At 63.6% G+C, this 18,872-nt stretch carries 17 protein-coding genes and 1 pseudogene; 7 read left to right on the top strand and 11 right to left on the bottom strand.

The window, feature by feature from the left end; genetic code table 11:
- Nucleotides 1-70: 70 nt before the first annotated feature.
- The 4 genes and pseudogenes from glpX to ACVWW3_RS09965 form a co-directional block, all read right to left on the bottom strand.
- On the bottom strand, nucleotides 71-1,072 hold the full coding sequence (gene glpX / locus ACVWW3_RS09980; protein ID WP_247347093.1) for a class II fructose-bisphosphatase: 1,002 nt from the start codon (nucleotides 1,070-1,072) through the stop codon (nucleotides 71-73).
- Between the two features lie 137 nt (nucleotides 1,073-1,209).
- Nucleotides 1,210-2,527, bottom strand: a pseudogene (locus ACVWW3_RS09975) (homoserine dehydrogenase).
- Nucleotides 2,528-2,556: 29 nt separating this feature from the next.
- Nucleotides 2,557-3,777 carry an LL-diaminopimelate aminotransferase gene (locus ACVWW3_RS09970; protein WP_247445540.1) on the bottom strand — a complete coding sequence of 407 codons (1,221 nt, stop codon included), beginning with the start codon at nucleotides 3,775-3,777 and terminating at the stop codon, nucleotides 2,557-2,559.
- Between the two features lie 215 nt (nucleotides 3,778-3,992).
- The gene (locus ACVWW3_RS09965) at nucleotides 3,993-4,268 is read right to left on the bottom strand and encodes a hypothetical protein (protein ID WP_456650176.1); all 276 of its coding nucleotides are present in this window, start codon (nucleotides 4,266-4,268) and stop codon (nucleotides 3,993-3,995) included.
- Nucleotides 4,269-4,520: 252 nt separating this feature from the next.
- Here ACVWW3_RS09965 and ACVWW3_RS09960 point away from each other — a divergent pair, with 252 nt between their 5' ends.
- Nucleotides 4,521-6,329 carry a PHA/PHB synthase family protein gene (locus ACVWW3_RS09960; protein ID WP_247445538.1) on the top strand — a complete coding sequence of 603 codons (1,809 nt, stop codon included), beginning with the start codon at nucleotides 4,521-4,523 and terminating at the stop codon, nucleotides 6,327-6,329.
- Between the two features lie 83 nt (nucleotides 6,330-6,412).
- Nucleotides 6,413-6,811, top strand: coding sequence for an MAPEG family protein (locus tag ACVWW3_RS09955; RefSeq protein ID WP_247347103.1), 399 nt, complete (start codon nucleotides 6,413-6,415; stop codon nucleotides 6,809-6,811).
- 20 nt (nucleotides 6,812-6,831) lie between these two features.
- Here ACVWW3_RS09955 and ACVWW3_RS09950 read toward each other — a convergent pair whose 3' ends face one another.
- Both ACVWW3_RS09950 and ACVWW3_RS09945 read right to left on the bottom strand, forming a co-directional pair.
- Nucleotides 6,832-7,419 (bottom strand): class I SAM-dependent DNA methyltransferase, encoded by a 588-nt coding sequence (locus ACVWW3_RS09950; RefSeq protein WP_247445536.1) that lies wholly within the window; start codon nucleotides 7,417-7,419, stop codon nucleotides 6,832-6,834.
- 45 nt (nucleotides 7,420-7,464) lie between these two features.
- Nucleotides 7,465-8,216 (bottom strand): IS5 family transposase gene (locus tag ACVWW3_RS09945; protein WP_247772603.1). Its coding sequence is split into 2 segments (ribosomal slippage): nucleotides 7,465-7,886 and nucleotides 7,886-8,216, totalling 753 coding nucleotides; the frame shifts between segments, so codons are not numbered across the junction.
- Nucleotides 8,217-8,433: 217 nt separating this feature from the next.
- On the opposite strand from ACVWW3_RS09945, the gene ACVWW3_RS09940 reads away from it, so the two are divergent.
- On the top strand, nucleotides 8,434-9,201 hold the full coding sequence (locus ACVWW3_RS09940) for an outer membrane protein (protein ID WP_456650177.1): 768 nt from the start codon (nucleotides 8,434-8,436) through the stop codon (nucleotides 9,199-9,201).
- 127 nt (nucleotides 9,202-9,328) lie between these two features.
- Here the strand turns inward: ACVWW3_RS09940 and argC are convergent, their stop codons facing one another.
- From argC to ACVWW3_RS09925, 3 genes are all read right to left on the bottom strand, one after another.
- Nucleotides 9,329-10,312 (bottom strand): N-acetyl-gamma-glutamyl-phosphate reductase, encoded by a 984-nt coding sequence (gene argC / locus ACVWW3_RS09935; protein ID WP_247445533.1) that lies wholly within the window; start codon nucleotides 10,310-10,312, stop codon nucleotides 9,329-9,331.
- The gene (locus tag ACVWW3_RS09930; protein ID WP_247445532.1) at nucleotides 10,309-10,977 is read right to left on the bottom strand and encodes an FMN-binding negative transcriptional regulator; all 669 of its coding nucleotides are present in this window, start codon (nucleotides 10,975-10,977) and stop codon (nucleotides 10,309-10,311) included. The genes argC and ACVWW3_RS09930 overlap by 4 nt, the downstream gene beginning before the upstream one ends.
- A gap of 223 nt (nucleotides 10,978-11,200) precedes the next feature.
- Nucleotides 11,201-11,731, bottom strand: a complete 531-nt coding sequence (locus ACVWW3_RS09925) for a DedA family protein (protein ID WP_247445531.1) — start codon at nucleotides 11,729-11,731, stop codon at nucleotides 11,201-11,203.
- Between the two features lie 271 nt (nucleotides 11,732-12,002).
- On the opposite strand from ACVWW3_RS09925, the gene parE reads away from it, so the two are divergent.
- The 4 genes from parE to ACVWW3_RS09905 all read left to right on the top strand — a co-directional run bounded on the left by parE (nucleotide 12,003) and on the right by ACVWW3_RS09905 (nucleotide 16,537).
- Entirely contained in the window at nucleotides 12,003-14,048 is a 2,046-nt protein-coding gene (gene parE, locus ACVWW3_RS09920) for a DNA topoisomerase IV subunit B (RefSeq protein ID WP_247347110.1), read from the top strand.
- Nucleotides 14,049-14,497: 449 nt separating this feature from the next.
- Nucleotides 14,498-15,280, top strand: coding sequence for an outer membrane protein (locus ACVWW3_RS09915; protein ID WP_456650178.1), 783 nt, complete (start codon nucleotides 14,498-14,500; stop codon nucleotides 15,278-15,280).
- 279 nt (nucleotides 15,281-15,559) lie between these two features.
- A complete protein-coding gene (locus ACVWW3_RS09910) occupies nucleotides 15,560-15,745 on the top strand; it encodes a hypothetical protein (RefSeq protein WP_247347112.1) in 186 nt (61 codons plus the stop codon).
- Nucleotides 15,746-15,766: 21 nt separating this feature from the next.
- The gene (locus ACVWW3_RS09905; protein WP_247347113.1) at nucleotides 15,767-16,537 is read left to right on the top strand and encodes an SDR family NAD(P)-dependent oxidoreductase; all 771 of its coding nucleotides are present in this window, start codon (nucleotides 15,767-15,769) and stop codon (nucleotides 16,535-16,537) included.
- A gap of 110 nt (nucleotides 16,538-16,647) precedes the next feature.
- Here ACVWW3_RS09905 and ACVWW3_RS09900 read toward each other — a convergent pair whose 3' ends face one another.
- Complete coding sequence (locus ACVWW3_RS09900) at nucleotides 16,648-17,415, bottom strand: outer membrane protein (RefSeq protein WP_456650179.1); 768 nt, start codon at nucleotides 17,413-17,415, stop codon at nucleotides 16,648-16,650.
- A gap of 179 nt (nucleotides 17,416-17,594) precedes the next feature.
- Nucleotides 17,595-18,851, bottom strand: coding sequence for an FAD-dependent oxidoreductase (locus tag ACVWW3_RS09895; RefSeq protein ID WP_456650180.1), 1,257 nt, complete (start codon nucleotides 18,849-18,851; stop codon nucleotides 17,595-17,597).
- Nucleotides 18,852-18,872: the final 21 nt, after the last annotated feature.

Raw genomic sequence — 18,872 nt, 5'->3', positions numbered from 1 at the left:
TATCGCTTGTTCTTGGTCATGCCGGGGCGCCGCGAGGCGCAGGCCCGGAATGACGGCCGCACGTTGTGACTTAGTCCAGGTGGAACTTCGCCAGCTCGCGGTGCTCGGCCTTGATGTAGCGCACGGTGCCGGTGACGGAGCGCATCACGACCGTCTCGGTCTCGATCACGCCATCCTTGCGGAATTTGACGCCCGAGAGCAGCGAGCCCGTGGTGACGCCGGTGGCGGCGAACAGGCAGTCGCCGCGGGCCATGTCCTCAATGCCGTAGATCATCTTGGGATCGTTGACGCCCATCTTGGCGGCACGCTCGCGCTTCTCGTCGGAGTCGAGGATGAGGCGGCACTGCATCTGGCCGCCGATGCAGCGCAGCGCCACGGCCGCGAGCACGCCTTCCGGCGCACCGCCGGTGCCGAGATACATATCGACGCCGGTATTGTCGGGGTCGGCGCAATGGATCACGCCGGCGACATCGCCGTCCGTGATCAGACGCACGGCGGCACCCGTCGAGCGCACGCTCTCGATGATGCTGGCATGGCGCGGACGGTCGAGCACGAGAACGGTGATGCCGTCCGGCTGGACACCCTTGGCCTTGGCGAGGCGGCGGACGTTGTCAGCCGGCGTGGCATCGAGATCGACGACGCCCTTGGCGTAACCGGGGCCGATCGCGAGCTTTTGCATGTAGACGTCGGGCGCGTGCAGCAGCGTGCCGCCGTCGGCCATTGCCATGGTGGCAATCGAGCCCGGCATGGCCTTGGCGCACAGCGTGGTGCCTTCGAGCGGGTCGACCGCGATGTCGACTTTCGGGCCGGCGTTCATGCCGACCTTCTCGCCGATGAAGAGCATCGGCGCCTCGTCGCGCTCACCCTCGCCGATCACGATGGTGCCTTCGATCGGCAGTTTGTTGAGCTCGCGCCGCATCGCGTCCACCGCGGCCTGGTCGGCAGCCTTCTCATTGCCGTGCCCGCGCAGACGCGCCGAAGACACCGCCGCCCGCTCCGTCACGCGCACGATCTCCAGCGTGAGAATCCGCTCGAGCAACGCTTGCGGCGGGACTGAAATATGGGTCGACATCGGCTAACTCCTTCGCAACAGTTTGGACGGAAATCTCCACCCGCATCAACTCGTAACACCCACAGTTCGTTCGAACCGTGTCATTGTTTAAGCATGCTCTTTCCGGAAAACCGCTTCACACTTTTCCGGAGCATGCCCTAGTTCTTCTCGATCCGGATCACCTGCGGCCGCCCGCTGATCACCTTGTCGCGCTGCACGGCCGCGAGCGCGCGGCGCACGGCGTCCTCGTGCGTGGCATAGGTGATCAGGATAACGGGCACCGGGACCGCCTTGCCGTTTGCCGGCGCAGCGCCGCCATTGGGGTGGCGCTGCACGATCGACTCGATCGAAATCTTCTGCTCCGCGAGCCGGGTCGCGATCGCAGCCGCGGTGCCCGGGAAATCGCGTGCCAGAAGGCGGATGTAGTAGCCGCCCTCGTGGCGCTCCATCGGCGCCTTCTTGGTGTCGCGCAGCTGCGAAATCGGTCGGCCGAACGGATTGGCGCGAATGCCGCGCGCGACATCGGCGATGTCGGCAACGACGGCGGATGCGGTCGCCGCGCCGCCGGCACCGGGGCCGACCAGCGTGATCGGCGGGATGCCCTCGCCGTCGATCGTGACCGCATTGGTGACACCCATCACCTGTGCGATCGAGGAGGATTTTGGAACCATGGTCGGATGCACGCGCTGTTCGATGCCCTTGGCGGTGCGAACCGCGACGCCGAGCAGCTTGAGCCGGTAACCGAGATCGTCAGCGGCACGGAGATCTTCCGGCGCGATGGAGGAGATGCCTTCGACATACACCGCGCTTTGAGCAACTTTCGTGCCGAAAGCGAGGCTGGCAAGAATAGCGAGTTTTTGCGCGGTGTCGTGGCCGTCGACGTCAAAGGACGGATTGGCCTCGGCATAGCCGAGCCGCTGCGCATCCTTGAGGCACTCGGCGAAGGACAGGCCCTCCTGCTCCATCCGGGTCAGGATGTAATTGCAGGTGCCGTTGAGGATGCCGTAGACGCGGTTGATGCCGGTTCCGGCAAGACCCTCGCGTAATGTTTTGATGACGGGGATCGCGGCGCCGACCGCTGCCTCGAAATTCAGCGCGCCGCCGTGCTTTTCAGCGGCTTTTGCCAGCTTGAGGCCGTGCTTGGCGAGCAGCGCCTTGTTGGCGGTGACGACGGACTTGCCGGCGCTGAGCGCGGCTTCGACCGCCGCAAGCGCGGGATCGCCCGAGCCGCCCATCAGCTCGACGAAGCAGTCGATGCCGGGATGCATGGCGAGGGCAAGCGGATCCTTGACCCATTCGACACCCGCGCAGGTCGACGGCGCGCTTCTTGGCCTTCGAGCGCGCGGTGACGGCGACGACGCGGATGCCGCGTCCGCTGCGGCCCGCGAGCACGCGGGCCTGCGTTTCAATCAAACGGACAACTTCGGCGCCCACGGTGCCGAGCCCCGCTATGCCCACTTTCAGGGGTGCAACCATGATGCTTCAGAAAACCTGCGGAAGAGAACTTAACGCCGATTGGCGAGCGGAACGACGTTGTGCAACGTTTCGATGCCGCTTTCAAGGAAGCGGCGCACGCCGCGCGCGGCCTGCCTGATCCGTTGCTCGTTTTCCACCATGGCGATGCGGATATATCCTTCACCATGCTCGCCGAAGCCGACGCCGGGCGAGACCGCGACGCCGGATTTCTCCACCATCAGGGTCGCGAACTGCATGCTGCCGACGCTGCGGAAGGCTTCCGGCAGCGGCACCCAGGCGAACATCGAGGCCTCCGGCGGCGGGATCTCCCAGCCGGCACGGCCGAACGATTCCACCAGCGCGTCGCGCCGCTTGCGGTAAGTGTCGCGCATCTCCCTGATGCAATCGTCGGGGCCGTTCAGCGCGGCGGTCGCGGCGACCTGCACGGGCGTGAACGCGCCGTAGTCGAGATAGGATTTGACGCGCGCGAGCGCCGCGATCACGCGCTCATTGCCGACCGCAAAGCCCATGCGCCAGCCGGCCATCGAATAGGTCTTCGACATCGAGGTGAACTCGACGGTGACGTCCATCGCGCCGGGCACCTGCAGCACCGAGGGCGGTGGGTTGTTTTCGTCGAAATAGACCTCGGCGTAAGCGAGATCGGACAGGATCAGGATTTCGTGCTTCTTCGCAAACGCGACCAGGTCCTTGTAGAAGTCGAGGCTCGCGACATAGGCGGTCGGGTTCGACGGGTAACAGACGACCAGCGCCAGCGGCTTCGGAATCGAGTGGACGATCGCACGCTCCACCGCCTCGAAGAACTGCGGGGTTGGCTCCGAAGGCACCGAGCGGATCACGCCGCCCGCCATCAAAAAGCCGAACGCGTGAATCGGATAGCTCGGGTTCGGGCAGAGGATGACGTCGCCTGGCGCAGTGATCGCCTGCGCCACGTTGGCAAAGCCCTCCTTGGAGCCGAGCGTCGCCACGACCTGGGTGTCGGGATTGAGCTTCACGCCAAAGCGGCGGGCGTAGTAGCCGGCCTGGGCCTTGCGCAAGCCGTTGATGCCACGAGAGGCCGAGTAGCGGTCGGTGCGCGGCTTGCCCAGTGTCTCCTTCAGCTTCTCCAGCACGTGCGCTGGCGCCGGCAGGTCCGGATTGCCCATGCCGAGGTCGATGATGTCGGCGCCGGCATTCCGCGCGGCCGCCTTGGCCCGGTTCACCTGCTCGAACACGTAAGGTGGAAGGCGGCGGATGCGGTAAAATTCTTCCATGGCTCTCTCGGCTCCGGGCAACCGGTCAGGACAGAATCGACAGGCCATAACGACCATGCGAAAAGGCGCCCGCCTCGTTCACGAAAATCACTCAAAATCAAATGCTTAGAGCAATCATCGATGGCGGTGACTGAAGTCGTTCGCCCTGACTCTCGGCTGGACTGAGGTCTTTTAGCACGGCAAGGCGGAGGCGCCAGCGATTACCTTGCAGCGCCTTACTTCGCGTCCTTGCCGGCAACGGCCTGACGGTCGCGCGCGGCAGCGAGCTCCGCCTCGATCTTGGCGCGTTGGTCCGGCGGGATGACCGCCTGATCGCGATCCGGCGGCAGATCGTGCACCGGCAGATAGCTGCCGGGCTCCCTGGGATGCGCTTGCGCATCGGCGGGCGCCATGTCCGCGAGCTGGCTCGAGCAGCCGCCCATGGCAAGCGCCGCCATCACCAGCGCGCCACAGATCAGTCGCGACTTTTGCAGGTCCCTCAACGCCAACACTTGGGAAATCCCCTACTCGTCCCAAAGCACGGCCCCGGCAACCTTACCGAAGTCCGCACCCAAGCTCAAACCATTGCTGCCCAAATGGCGCGAGCGAGAAAACAGCCCGGGACCACCAAGCCGAGCGGTGCGGCTCGATTGTGACGGAACCAAGAAAATTTGTCGCACTGCAACACATCTTCGAGAGTGTTTAACGCCAAACATGCGAGCTTCGCGGTGACGAATACGGAATGAATCGTTACTGTTCTGCTCATGAGCATGGCCACGACCGACACGCCCAAACCCGACACGAAGTTCGATGCGGAAGCCTTCGCGATGAATGTCGCGCGGGCGATGGAAAGCGGCGGCAAGGCGCTCGCTGCGTACCTCAAGCCCCGCGAGAGCGGCGAGGTGCAGGATCGTCCGCCGGCCGAGCTTACCGAGGTCGTCAAGACCTTCACCGCGGTCGCCGAATACTGGCTGTCGGATACATCACGCGCGTCCGATCTCCAGACCAGGCTCGCCAAGGACTATCTGGACCTCTGGGGCTCGGCGGCGCGCCGCATGGCTGGCCAGGACGTTCCGCCCGCGATCGCGCCCTCGCCGCGCGACAAGCGCTTTGCCGATCCGGAATGGAAGTCGAACCAGTTCTTCGATTTCGTGATGCAGCTCTATCTGCTCACGACCAAATTCGCGCATGAGCTGGTGCGCGACGCCGAGGGGCTCGATCCGCAGACCCGCCGCAAAGCGGAGTTCTACATCCAGCAGGTCACCAACGCGCTGTCGCCGTCCAACTTCGTGCTGACCAATCCGGAAGTGCTGCGCGCGACGGTGGCCAGCAACGGCGAAAATCTCGCGCGCGGCCTGAAGATGCTGGCCGAGGACATCGCAGCAGGCAAGGGCGTCCTGAAGATCCGCCAGTCCAATCCGGACAATCTCGTCGTCGGCGTCAACATGGCGACGACGCCGGGCAAGGTGATCTACCAGAACGAGATGATGCAGCTGATCCAGTATTCTCCGACCACGGAGAATGTGCTGCGCACGCCGCTCCTGATCATCCCGCCCTGGATCAACAAGTTCTACATCCTCGATCTCAAGCCGGAGAAATCCTACATCAAGTGGTGCGTCGACCAGGGCGTCACCGTGTTCGTGATCTCATGGGTCAATCCCGACAAGCGGCTCGGCACCAAGAGCTGGGAAGACTACATGAAGGAAGGCCCGCTCACGGCGATGGACGTGATCGAGAAGGTCACTGGCGAGATGAAGGTGCACGCTGCCGGCTATTGCGTCGGCGGCACCATGCTCGCGACGACGCTGGCCTGGCTCGCCGAGAAGCGCCGCCAGCGCGTGGCGTCCGCGACGTTCTTCGCGGCACAGGTCGACTTCACCCATGCGGGCGACCTTCTCGTGTTCGTCGACGAGGAGCAGATCGCTGCGCTGGAGCAGGGCATGAAGGCGGCCGGCGTGCTCGAAGGATCCAAGATGGCGATGGCCTTCAACATGCTGCGCTCCAACGATTTGATCTGGTCCTATGTCGTCAGCAATTACCTCAAAGGCCAGCAGCCGAGCGCGTTCGACCTCTTGCACTGGAATTCGGACGCCACGCGCATGACGGCGTCGAACCATTCCTACTATCTGCGCAATTGCTATCTGGAGAACCGGCTGTCGACCGGCACGATGGTGCTCGACAACACCCTGCTCGACCTCTCCAAGGTCATGGTGCCCGTCTACAATCTTGCCACCCGCGAAGACCACATCGCGCCGGCGGAATCGGTGCTGTACGGCTCGCAGTTCTTCGGCGGTCCGGTGAAATATGTGCTGTCCGGCTCGGGCCACATCGCCGGCGTCGTCAACCCGCCCGCCTCGAACAAGTACCAGTACTGGACCAACGACAACGTCAAGGACGTCAACGTCGCCGAGTGGATGAAGGACGCGGTCGAGCACAAGGGCTCGTGGTGGCCGGACTGGCGCCAATGGCTTGGCACACTCGATCCCGCGGAGGTGCCGGCGCGCACGGTCGGCAGCGAAGCGCTGCCTCCGATCGAGGACGCCCCCGGCAGCTATGTCAGAGTTCGCGCATAGTGGAAAATTCTTTGCGCATGGCGCAATCTTGCGCGCTTGTATAAGCTCGCTCTCAACACAGCGACGACAGAGGGGACCGGGTTATGACGCGTGAACTGTTCTGGCTGACACTGACGGTGGTCCTGACCGGAATCCTCTGGATTCCCTACACCATCAACCGCTGCCAGATTCGCGGTCTCGGCGGCGCGATGGCCAATCCCTCGCGCGCCGACAAGCCGCAGTCGGAATGGGCGAACCGCCTGATGTTCGCGCATGACAATGCCGTCGAGAACCTCGTGCTGTTCGCACCGCTGGTGCTGATCCTGAACGCCATCGACTATTCCTCGAAATGGACGGTGCTTGCTTGCGCCGTCTATTTCTGGTCGCGCGTCGCGCATCTGATCGTCTATGCGCTCGGGATCCCGATCTTCCGCACGTTGGCCTTCACCGTCGGCTTCGTCGCACAGGCGGTGCTGGCGGTGGCGATCTTCAAGGCGGTTTGAGATCAGGCCCTGCTTTGAGATCAGGCCTTGCGAACGACGAGATGCAGCATGTTCGCCGGCGTCTCGTCAAAGCTCTGGATCACGTTCCTGTCCGACGACAGCGTGATCCATGGCCCCGCGGTGGCGTAGGCCGCCTCGAGCCATTCTGGCGACGCATAATTGTAATAGCGCCCCAGGCTGTCCCGGCCGTCGCCCTCGCCCATCTTGTAGCTGGCATAGAACACGCCTGACGGCCTGAGCGCGCGATGAATCCGCGCCAGGATGCCGGCGAGCTCGTCGCGCGGCACGTGCAGGAGACAGGCGCTGGCCCAGGCGCCGTCATAGGCCTCGTGCGCGTCAAGCTGGTCGAACCGCATCGCCTCGACGGGATGACCGAGCCGCCGCGACGCGATCTCGGCCATCTCAGGCGAGCCGTCGGTAGCGCGTACCGAAAAACCTTCGGCCAGCATCACCGCCGAATGATTGCCGGCACCACAGCCGAGTTCGAGGATCGAGCTACTGGGTTGCAGCAAAGCCAGAAAACCGCGCAGCCGCGTCGAGGGCGCCTTGGCCCATCCGGCATAAGACTCGGCGTTCTCCCGGTAGAACTGCAACGTGGTCTCATCCATGGCGTCACTCACTTCGGCAGGTCCTTAGCTAGGGTCTGTTGGGATTCATCTGGAGTTTATCGCGGCCGCGGCCAGATAGATCATTGAAGTGAAGCTCTGGTCGGTCTTGTCGGCGCGCATTGCGATGCGCTTGAATTCCTTGAGCTTGCCGAAGAAGTTCTCGATGAGATGCCGCCATTTGTACATCTCCTTGTCGATGGCGAGAGGCTGTGCACGGCGCGGATGCTGGGAGATGACGACTTTGGCGCCACGCGCTTCGAGCTCGGCGATGATGGCGTTGCTATCGAAGGCCTTATCAGCGATCAGCGCGTTGAAGGCCAATCCCTCGATGAGCGGCGGCACGCCCACCGTATCGAAACGCTGTCCCGGCAGGAGCACGAAGCGCACGAGATTGCCGAGCGCATCGGTGAGCGCCAGAATTTTGGTGGTCATGCCGCCTTTCGAGCGGCCGATCGCCTGGCTTTGCGTCCCCCTTTTGCGCCCTGACCGTGGCGGTGGACCTTGACGATGGTGGCGTCGACCATGGCGTATTCCATGTCGGGATCGTCGGAGATGGCCTCGAACAGCCGCTTCCAGACATCCGCCTTCACCCAGTCGCGAAAGCGCGTGAATGTGCTATTCCAGTGGCCGAACATCGCCGGCAGATCCCGCCAGGGACTGCCGGTTCGGGCGATCCACAGAACGGCCTCGACAAACAGTCGGTTGTCCTTGCCGCTGCGGCCCGGATCTCCCGGCTTGCCAAGACAATGCGGCTCCATCTTCGCCCATTGGGCGTCAGTCAAAACGAATCGGTCCATCCCAAGCTTGAATCACAACCAAGCCCCGATGAGAATCCTGAATCCCAACAGACCCTAGACCAGCCTGCCTACTCTGCAAGCAGCCCCGGCATCAACCGGCGGTGTTGCGGAAGGGTGACATTGCGGCAAAAACAACCGGCGTCCCGGATTGCCTCTACAGGTTGTCACCCGTCCGCAGCTATCTTCGCTCATCGCAATTGATTGATTCGGGGCAAACATGAACTGGAAGATGATATCCGCGCTCGGCGCGATCTCACTCGCAACCGTCGTGACCCAGGCCAACGCCGCTGATCTCGCCGCCCGCCCCTACACCAAGGCGCCGCCGATGATCGCTGCGGTCTACAATTGGAGCGGCTTCTACATTGGCGCCAACGGCGGCTATGGCACGTCGCACAAGTGCTGGGACCAGACGGTTGGTTTCTCCCCTGCAACTGCCGAGGGATGCCATGATGCGACGGGCGCCGTCGCCGGCGGCCAGATCGGCTATCGCTGGCAGAGCAACGCCTTCGTGTTCGGCCTCGAAGCGCAGGGCGATTGGGCCGACCTTTCCGGCCGGAATACCAGCGCCGTGTTCGGCGTCGCGAACCGCACCAGCGTCGATGCCTTCGGCCTCTTCACCGGCCAGGTCGGCTATGCCTGGAACAACGCACTGCTTTACGCGAAGGGCGGCGCCGCCGTCACCCGTGATCGCTACCGCGGCATCGGTACGGGCGGTCTGGCCGGGGCCGAGTTCGACGGCGCCGACGAGACCCGCTGGGGCGGCACGGTCGGCGTCGGCATCGAATACGGCTTTGCGCCGAACTGGTCGGTCGGCCTCGAATACGACCATCTGTTCATGGGCCGGCGCGACGTTACCCTCACGGCCAACGGCGTGCTGGCGCCCGTCGGCACGTTCTCACGTACCGACCGCATCGGCCAGGACGTCGACTTGATCACCGCCCGCATCAACTACAGGTTCGGCGGACCGATCATCGCGAAGTACTGAGGCCTCCTGTCCCGGACGCGCGAAGCGCGAACCGGGACCCAGAAGGCTGCAGCAAAGTAACAATGGGCCCCGGCTCTGCAGCGCACCGCCAAGAGGCGCTGCGCTGCGTCCGGGGCACTACCGTGCCCTACTCCTCCGGCAGGCCCAGCATCAGCCGCATGTTCTGCACGGCCGCGCCGGAGGCGCCCTTGCCGAGATTATCGAGCCGCGCGACCAGCACCGCCTGGTGATACTTGTCGCTGGCAAAGACGTAGAGCTCGAGCATGTTGGTCTCGTTGAGCGCTTCCGGCTCGAGCTTGCCGCCCTTGGTCGTCTCGTTCTGAAGCGGCATCACCGAAACGTACTTCGAGCCGGCGTAACGCTTTGCCAGTGCGGCTTGCAGGTCCGCACCATCAGGCTTGCCGGGCAGCGTGTCGAGCTGGAGCGGCACCGAGACCAGCATGCCCTGCCGGTAATTGCCGACAGAGGGAATGAAGATCGGTCGTCGCGTCAGGTTCGAATAAAGCTGCATCTCCGGCAGATGCTTGTGCTCGAAGCCGAGGCCGTAGAGCTCGAAGGACGGCGCGCTGCCGTCTTCGAAGCTTGCGATCATCGACTTGCCGCCGCCGGAATAGCCGCTCACCGCATTGACGGTGATGGGATAGTCCGAAGGCAACAAGCCGGCATCGACGATCGGCCGCAATAGCGCGATCGCGCCGGTCGGATAGCAGCCGGGATTGGACACCTTCTTCGCCGCCTTGATCTTGCCGGCCTGGTCGGGCGTCAGCTCCGGAAAGCCATAGGCCCAGTCGGGCGCGACCCGGTACGCGGTCGAGGCGTCCAGCACCTTCGGGCCCGACGGTCCCATGCTGTCGATGAGCGCGACGGTTTCCCTGGCAGCATCATCCGGCAGGCAGAGGATGACGAGATCCACCTCCTCCATCAGCGCCTTCTTGGCTGCGGGGTCCTTGCGCTTGTCGTCGGCGATCGTCTTCACCGCAACGTCGCTCTGGAGCTTCAGCCGCTCGTTGATGCCGAGGCCGGTGGTGCCCGAGCCGCCGTCGACGAAGACGGTGGCCGGCTTCTTCGTAGCGCCAGTGGTCGGTGCTTTCGTCGTTTCAGTGAGGCTCATGGCGCGCTCCTTTCGAGCATGTTCGTTTCGTTCGCGAAGGCTTCCGGCCTCACGTCCTGCATCAGTTGCGCGATTTCTCTCGCGTCGGCAGCAGGCTGCGCGCCGAGCGCATTGGCAATCGCCGTATAATCGGCGTCGGACTTGTGCTGGTTGAGCTTGAAGCTGCCTTCGACCTCATCAACCGTCATGACCAGCCCTACAATTCCCTTCTTCAACGCTTCCAGCCTGCCGGCCGTCATCTTGCCCGACGTCCACGGCGTCTTCGGCAACAACCAGCTTTCGAACTTCTCGCTGAGCGTGTCGATCTGCACCGCCAGCTCGTCATCCGACAGGAGCCGCACCGGCCCGCTCAGATGCACCGACTGGTAGAGCCAGGTCGGCACCTGATCCGGCGAGACGTACCAGTCCGGCGACACATAGGCATCGGGGCCGTTGACCGCGAGCAGCCAGGACGCCGCGTCGCCTGCCAGTTTTAGCAGCGGATTGTGACGGGCGACATGAAAGGCGGCCTGCGGCGTGCCGTCAGCGGCATAGGTCAGGTAGAACGGCAGCGGCGAGGCAACCGGCTTGTGGCCGTCGAAGGCGCACATCGTGCCGAAGCCGCGCTCGCCTGCGAATTTCAGGCTCGCGGTGCGGTCCTGCTTGAAAAAGGGTGGCGTGTACATCGTGGTCTCCTGCTGGCCTCCTTGGGGGCCGCCGGATCAGATCGCGCTGACAGGAGAAAGAATGCCGCGGATCGGATCCGGCGGCAAAGACGATGATCTCAAACGCGATCGACCGCCCAAACCGCAAGACTGCGGCGGCGGCGACGGGCGAACAGAATGGTCGCGGCGTTGATCATGGCGCGCGGCTATAAAGCCATATCCGGTTTTCGTCAAGGTTTTGGCGTCAGATCACCCGCCAGAGCCATTCCATGAACTTCGCAAGCACGTCGCCGAACAGAAGCAACGCGGCCGACCAGACCAGCGCCGAGACGAAATTGGCGGCCTGGAAGCTCCAATAGGGCATCTCGAAGATGCCGGCTGCGAGCGGCACCGACGCACGCAACGGACCGAAGAAGCGGCCGATGAAGATGCTGGGCACGCCCCAGCTCCGCACGAAGGCCTCGCCCCTGGGCAGGAGTTCCGGATAGCGCGAGAGCGGCCACATCTGGGCGACCCGCTCCTTGTAGCGATAGCCGAACCAGTAGGAGACCCAGTCGCCCAGCGCCGCGCCGATGCCGCCGGCGATCCAGACCGGATAGAAGCTGATGCCGCTGGCGCCGATCAGCGCGCCGATCGCGACCAACGCGCCCCAGGCCGGGATCAAGAGCGAGATGAAGGCGAGCGACTCCCCGAAGGCCAGCAGGAACACGATCGGGGCCGCCCAGGCCTGGTGAGCACGCACGAAGTCGGCCAGTGCGTGCGCATAATGCTCCATTCCAGATCGCCTTCCCGCCCCACCTTGAGGTCTGCTCGATGAAAAAGACTGGTAAGGCAAGGGCTTGTGTGACATCAAGTCACAAATCCCGACCCGGACCGGGCCCAGACGTCAAATTGCCGGGAATTGGTGGGCCTGTGGCGTAAAATCGCTGGCATCGGCTGCCACGCAGACCGGCCAGCCGGCACGCGATGACCTTTTCAAACGAGCCGTGGCATAGTCGGCGTAACCGATTCGCCGCCTCCGCGGCCCTGAAAGCACATCAAGATACATGTCCAAGCAATTGAAACCGAAAGCCAAAGACGACTTTTTTGGCGGTGACGAGCCTAAATCCCGCGCGCCCGCCAAGGCGACCTCGCGTGCGAGCGGTGCGGAGGCCGACTACACCGCGGCCGATATCGAGGTGCTCGAAGGCTTGGAACCGGTGCGTCGGCGGCCCGGCATGTATATCGGCGGCACCGACGAGAAGGCGTTGCATCACCTTTTCGCCGAGGTCATCGACAATTCAATGGACGAGGCGCTGGCAGGGCATGCGACCTTCATCGGAGTCGATTTGAGCGCGGACGGCTTTTTGACCGTCATCGACAACGGGCGCGGCATCCCGATTGATCCGCATCCGAAGTTTCCGAAGAAGTCGGCGCTCGAAGTCATCATGTGCACGCTGCACTCGGGCGGCAAGTTCGACTCCAAGGTCTACGAGACCTCGGGCGGCCTGCACGGCGTCGGCATCTCCGTGGTGAACGCCCTCTCCTCGCTGCTCGAGGTCGAGGTCGCGCGCAGCCAGAAGCTCTATCGCATGACGTTCGAGCGCGGCCACCCGAAGGGCAAGCTCGAGGATCTCGGCAAGGTCAACAATCGCCGCGGCACGCGCGTGCGCTTCAAGCCCGACACCGACATCTTCGGCGCCAAGGCCGCGTTCAAGCCGCAGCGCCTGTTCAAGATGACGCGCTCGAAGGCGTATCTGTTCGGCGGCGTCGAGATCCGCTGGAACTGCGCGCCCGAACTGCTCAAGGGCGTCGAGGACGTGCCGGCGGAAGCGACGTTCCACTTCCCCGGTGGCCTCAAGGATTATCTGGCGGCTGCGATCCACGCCGACACGCTGGTGCATCCTGACGTCTTCTCCGGCAAATCGGGCCGCAACGGCGCGCATGGCGCCTGCGAATGGGCCGTGGCCTGGACCGCCGATGCCGACGGCTTCCTCTCCTCCTACACCAATACCGTACCGACGCCGGACGGCGGCACGCACGAATCCGGCCTGCGCAGCGCGCTTCTGCGCGGCCTGAAGGATCACGCCGAGCGCGTCGGCCAGGGCAAGCGTGCGTCGTCCATTACGTCGGAAGACGTGATGGTGGGTGCAGCCGTGATGCTCTCGGTGTTCGTGCGCGAGCCTGAATTCCAGGGTCAGACCAAAGACCGTCTCGCCACCGCGGAAGCGCAGCGCATTGTCGAACAGGCGATGAAGGATCCGTTCGACCATTGGCTGTCGGGCAATCCGAACATGGCCAACAGGCTGCTCGACTTCGTGATCGACCGCGCCGAAGACCGGCTGCGGCGCCGCCAGGAAAAGGAAACCGCGCGCAAGACCGCCGGCAAGAAGCTTCGCCTGCCCGGCAAGCTCGCCGACTGCAGCGATGCGGGCTTGGACGGCTCAGAACTCTTCATCGTCGAGGGCGATTCGGCCGGCGGCAGCGCCAAGCAGGCGCGCGACCGCAAGACCCAGGCCGTGCTGCCGCTGCGCGGCAAGATCCTCAACGTCGCCTCAGCCGGCAAGGACAAGCTGACGGCAAACACGCAGCTCGCCGATCTCGTGCAGGCGATCGGCTGCGGCATGCTTGCGCAGTATCGCGAAGAGGACCTGCGCTACCAGCGCATCATCATCATGACCGACGCCGACGTCGACGGCGCGCACATTGCCTCGCTGCTGATCACCTTCTTCTACCGGCAGATGCCGCGGCTGATCGACGAGGGCCACCTCTTCCTGGCCGTGCCGCCGCTCTACAAGCTGACCAACGGCACGAAGTCGATCTATGCCCGCGACGACGCGCACAAGGCGGCGTTGATCAAGAGCGAGTTCAGCGCCAACGCCAAAGTCGAGGTGAACCGCTTCAAAGGACTCGGCGAGATGATGCCGGCGCAGCTCAAGGAAACAACCATGGATCCCGCCAAGCGCACCATGCTGAAGGTGGTCCTGCTTGCCGACGACCGCGACACCACGGCGGATTCGGTGGAGCGCCTGATGGGAACCAAGGCCGAGGCACGCTTCGCATTCATTTCGGACAAGGCCGAGTTCGCCAATGAGGAATTGCTGGACGTCTGACCCTCAGACGCTGCACCCTCCGCGTCCCCATCAAGAGCCCCGGCGTGATGCCGGGGCTCTTTTGCTTGTGGGGACGACAACCGCCCTTCCCCAACGATCCAGCCAACGATTCGCCTCGACTTCGTGATTCCGGCGCCGCAAGCCGACTCGGCCAACGACTCAGCGGGCCAAGGCTGATGCAGGATTGCCTCGATTTCGGACAAAGCCAGATTTGCTAACCAAAAGTTACCGGGATCAGAAACTCGGAAATTGACGTAACGCACTGGAAATGTAGCATTATTTCAAGCTTCAGCGCGGGTGCTTGGAATCCCTGCCGTGAGGCGTTTCCCGGCGACTGTGCCTGTCCTGCAACAGCATTTCGACGGGAAGCGTCTATAGTCCGGGCATCAGATCACTCGGACTTCAGTGCGCTCGCGCCTGCCAGACAGACCAAAGCTTGGGGATTTAAAATGAAGAAGATTTTGCTCGCACTGACCGCGGTTGCCGCGATGACCGGTTCGGCCTCGGCCGCTGACCTTGCTGCCCGTCCCTACGTGAAGGCCCCGATGCCGGCGCCCGTCGCCAACTGGACCGGCTTCTACATCTTCGGCGGCGGCGGCGGCGGCATCTCGGCCTCCGACCAGCACGTGCAGACCACGGTTGGCGCAGTTCCCCTGACGATCGATCAGCGCCAGGGTGGCTCGGGTTGGTTCGGCACCGTCGGTCTCGGCTACGACTGGCAGTTCAGCGGCACCTGGGTCGCCGGCGTGTTCGCTGACGGTCAGTTTGGCAGCATCCGCGCCACCATCCAGGATCCGATTCTTGGCATCACCGGCAACCAGAAGCTGGAAGACTCCTGGGCCGCCGGTATCCGCCTCGGCTATCTGGTCGCTCCGAACGTTCTCTCCTACGTCAACGGCGGTTACTCCGGCGCTCACTTCGGCCAGACCAACTTCATGACGCTGGCCGGCGTTCCCGCTGGTGTCCATCTCAACAGCTACAACCGCAACGGCTGGTTCATCGGCGGTGGCGTCGAGAACAACCTGAACATCTTCGGCATCCAGTCGCCCGGCTGGTTCATGAAGACCGAGTATCGTTCGGCCTTCTACAATGCGAAGACCCAGGACACCCTCACCGACGTTGGTAATCTTCCGATCGGCACCAGCATCCGCGCCAACAGCTGGAACCAGACGATCTCGACCTCGCTGGTCTACCGCTTCAACTGGACCGGTCCGCTCGTCGCCAAGTACTGATCTGATCTAACCTTTCAGACGTCAAAGCCCCGGCATCGCCCGGGGCTTTTTCGTTTTGCGGTAGCTGCTGATGCCTGCTTTCAGCGATCGGTGCCCGTCTCGGGTTGTAGCCGCAACGCCCTTGGACAATCTTGCACACGGACATGCATCCTCGCTGCGGCCTGCATCAACAGCCATTGTATCCGAACCACAGCTACGGCTAGTCTTCCGGCAAGTTTTCGGGCCGCGGCAATCGTTCATGCCGCGTCGCGACAGAAGCCGACCAATGGGGAGGAATGCATGCGCAGATTTCTGCTGATCGCAGGCCTGTTTGCTCTCGCCGTCGGGCTGCTCTGGATCGGACAGGGCACGGGCACCATCGCCTGGCCGCGATCGAGCTTCATGGTCAACCAGCTGCAATGGGCCGGCTATGGCGCAGCCATGGCCGGCTTCGGGCTGGTACTGATCTGGCAGAGCAACCAATAGAAGAAACCAGGGAATAGCAGCATGACATCCAGTCGTTTCGATCTCCGCGGCAAGGTCGCGATTGTCACGGGAGGCAATGGCGGCATCGGGCTCGGCATGGCCCGCGGCCTCGCCGATGCCGGCGCCAACATCGCCGTGGTCGGACGCAACGAAACCAAATCCGCCGCCGCCGTCGCCGATCTCAGTCAGCGCGGCGTGAAGGCGATCTCGGTTCCCACCGACGTCACCGACAAGGCGGCAGTCGCGGCGATGATCGATCGCGTCGTCGGGGATCTCGGCCGCATCGACATCCTCATCAACAATGCCGGCATGAGCATCCGCAAGCCGCCGCACGAGCTCGAGCTCGACGAGTGGAACAAGGTGATCGACACCAACCTCACCAGCGCCTTCGTGTGCTCGAAGCTGGCCTATCCGGCGCTGAAGGCGTCCGGCAACGGCAAGGTGATCAACATCGGCTCGATGATGTCGATCTTCGGCGCGAGCTTCGCCGCGGCCTATGCAGCGAGCAAGGGCGGCATCGTGCAGTACACGCGTGCCTGCGCCAATGCATGGGCGCCCGACAACATCCAGGTCAACGCCATCCTGCCGGGCTGGATCGACACCGACCTGACCCGCGGTGCGCGGCAGCAGGTCTCGGGGTTGCACGAACGGGTGCTGGCACGCACGCCTGCGGGGCGTTGGGGCGACATCGACGACTTCGCCGGCATCACCGTGTTCCTGGCCTCCTCCGCCTCGAACTTCGTCACCGGCACCGCGATCCCCGTCGACGGCGGGTTCTCGGTGATGGCGTAGGCCTTACGCGAAAAACCTGCACACGAAAAAAGAAGCCCCGGACAATGCCGGGGCTTTTAAATTTGGGCAGTGATCGTCTTTTATAGTTGCTTGGTCGTTCGTTGACGCACTCAGTAACGCGCGATGACCGGCGCGTCGAACTTGTAGCTCGCGCGCACGACGGCCCACTGGATGTCGCGCGGCTTGGCGTCGAAGCTGTAATTGCCCGAGGTGCCGCCAAGTTGATAGGTCTGGCTGGCGAAGGCTGCGTAATTGTACTCGAGGCCGACGATCCAGTTGCGGGTGATGCCGTATTCCCAGCCGGCACCGACGGTCCAGCCATTGGCCCAGTGGGTCTGACCGCCGGAACCGGTGGCCGGGCCGATCGTGTCGGTGACCGACAGACGGTTGTTCACGCCGGCGTAGCCGCCCTTGATGTAGAACAAATTATTCTGCACGGCGAAGCCCGCACGGGCGACGACGGTCGCGAGCACGTTGGCGCGCCAGGAGAACACATCGTTACCCGCACCGAACGCGGTGTTCAAGAACGAGCCCTTGTTGTCCAGGCCGGAGATCGTGCCCTCCATGCCGAACACGTAGTTGTTGGCCTGCCAATTGTAGCCGATCTGGGCGCCGCCCAGGACGCCCGAGTTACGCTGACGGTAACCTTGGCCCGGCACCAGATCGCCGAACGGCGCGCCGATTCCGTTGTTGATGAATTGCTCGTTGGTCCAGGCGCCGCCGACGTGGCCGCCGACATAGAAGCCGGTCCAGTTGAACATCGACTCCATATAGGCCGGCGCCTTCGTGTAGCGCGCGCCGAGATCGGCGGCGGAAGCAGCACCGGTCGAAACCAGAGCCGTCGTGCAGACGAAGGCGGCAATCAATTTGTTACGCATGGTACACCCCGTGTCCTTTGATGGGTGCACGCTCACACGCAGTTCTTACTCAAATTTGAATCAAGAAAGTTAAGACGCCGGATTGGCAAGCAGCGCGGTTTGAATCCGTTTTCGCTGTTGCACGCAGGCAACGCACCGGGTGCGATTTAAGGCGACATTATCCCTACCTGGTCCTTGCACTACTGTGCCGGCGCCGCCTTCGACCGGACATGCTCGGGCCGGACGCCAAGCGCCAGCAGGCGCGCCGGAATACCCTGGAGCCACGGCAGCGCGGTGATGAGGCGCACGATCAGCGGCACTTTCAGTGGCCGATCGCCGCCCTGCAGGGCGCCGCTGATGATGTTGTTCTGCACGACCATCTGCATTCGCTGCGTCATCTTCACCGGGAACTCGCGGCGACGGCGCACGGCATCGAGCTCGTCCTCCGACGGGCAGCCGTGCTGCATCTTGTCCGCCAGCAGGTTTGCGGTCGCGACTGCATCCTGCACGGCGAGATTGACGCCGACGCCGCCGACCGGCGACATCGCATGCGCGGCATCGCCGATGAGAAGCAGGCCCGGTCGCGTCCAGCGCGTCAGACGGTTGATCGCGACGGTGAGCAGCTTGAGATCGTCGAAGCTCTTGACGTCGGCAATGCCACTTTTCAGGATCGGCGCCATGCAAACGACATCGTCGCGCAGCGCCTGCAATCCCCTCGCCTTCACCGCGTCGTATTGTCCCTTGGCGATGACATAGGCACATTGCCAGTAGTCGCCCCGGTCAAAGGTGATCATCATCTTGCCGCGCTCGACGCGCGCGAACAGGTTCTCGCTCTCGTCCGCCTTGCGGCCGACGCGGAACCACAGCACATCCATTGGCGCGCCGATCTCCTCGACCTCGAGACCGGCCCGCTCGCGCACGGTCGAATGCCGGCCGTCACAGGCAATCGTGAGATCGGCTTCGATGTCCACGATGCCGTCCGGCGTCTTCGCCCGCACGCCGGTGATCGTCTCGCCGCGGCGGATCAGGTCGAGGGCTTCCGTGTTCATCATCACCTTCAGCGAGGCGAAGCGCTTGCCGGCCTCACGGAGGAAATTGAGAAAATCCCATTGCGGCATGAAGGCGATGAAGGGGTATTTGGTGCGGAGGCGGCTGAGATCGGCGATACGAACGGGCGTGCCGCCGAACAGGCCGTCCATCTTCTGCAAGCGCTGATGCGGCAACTTCAGGAGGCCGTCGATCAGGCCGAGTTCGTCCATCACCTGGAGCGTCGAGGGATGCACGGTGTCGCCGCGGAAGTCGCGGAAGAAATCCGCGTGCTTCTCCAGCACCACGACATCGATGCCGGCGCGCCCCAGGAGATAGCCGAGCATCATGCCGGCCGGGCCGCCGCCGACGATGCAACAGCGCACTTTTACAGTGGAACCTTGCGGAGCCTGTGACGCATCTGGTTTCACGACGGGTCCCTCGTTTCTGAC

It is taken from the genome of Bradyrhizobium sp. LM2.9, assembly GCF_054056555.1.
This window is presented reverse-complemented; position numbering and strand designations above follow the sequence as displayed.

Coding starts and splice junctions, on each gene's coding strand:
- ACVWW3_RS09955 (WP_247347103.1), top strand. CDS start 6,413: ATGACGCGTGAACTGTTCTGGCTGACACTGACGGTGGTCCTGACCGGA.
- ACVWW3_RS09940 (WP_456650177.1), top strand. CDS start 8,434: ATGAACTGGAAGATGATATCCGCGCTCGGCGCGATCTCACTCGCAACC.
- ACVWW3_RS09950 (WP_247445536.1), bottom strand. CDS start 7,419: ATGGATGAGACCACGTTGCAGTTCTACCGGGAGAACGCCGAGTCTTAT.
- ACVWW3_RS09970 (WP_247445540.1), bottom strand. CDS start 3,777: ATGGAAGAATTTTACCGCATCCGCCGCCTTCCACCTTACGTGTTCGAG.
- ACVWW3_RS09930 (WP_247445532.1), bottom strand. CDS start 10,977: ATGTACACGCCACCCTTTTTCAAGCAGGACCGCACCGCGAGCCTGAAA.
- argC (WP_247445533.1), bottom strand. CDS start 10,312: ATGAGCCTCACTGAAACGACGAAAGCACCGACCACTGGCGCTACGAAG.
- ACVWW3_RS09960 (WP_247445538.1), top strand. CDS start 4,521: ATGAGCATGGCCACGACCGACACGCCCAAACCCGACACGAAGTTCGAT.
- ACVWW3_RS09910 (WP_247347112.1), top strand. CDS start 15,560: ATGCGCAGATTTCTGCTGATCGCAGGCCTGTTTGCTCTCGCCGTCGGG.
- glpX (WP_247347093.1), bottom strand. CDS start 1,072: ATGTCGACCCATATTTCAGTCCCGCCGCAAGCGTTGCTCGAGCGGATT.
- ACVWW3_RS09900 (WP_456650179.1), bottom strand. CDS start 17,415: ATGCGTAACAAATTGATTGCCGCCTTCGTCTGCACGACGGCTCTGGTT.
- ACVWW3_RS09905 (WP_247347113.1), top strand. CDS start 15,767: ATGACATCCAGTCGTTTCGATCTCCGCGGCAAGGTCGCGATTGTCACG.
- ACVWW3_RS09915 (WP_456650178.1), top strand. CDS start 14,498: ATGAAGAAGATTTTGCTCGCACTGACCGCGGTTGCCGCGATGACCGGT.
- parE (WP_247347110.1), top strand. CDS start 12,003: ATGTCCAAGCAATTGAAACCGAAAGCCAAAGACGACTTTTTTGGCGGT.
- ACVWW3_RS09925 (WP_247445531.1), bottom strand. CDS start 11,731: ATGGAGCATTATGCGCACGCACTGGCCGACTTCGTGCGTGCTCACCAG.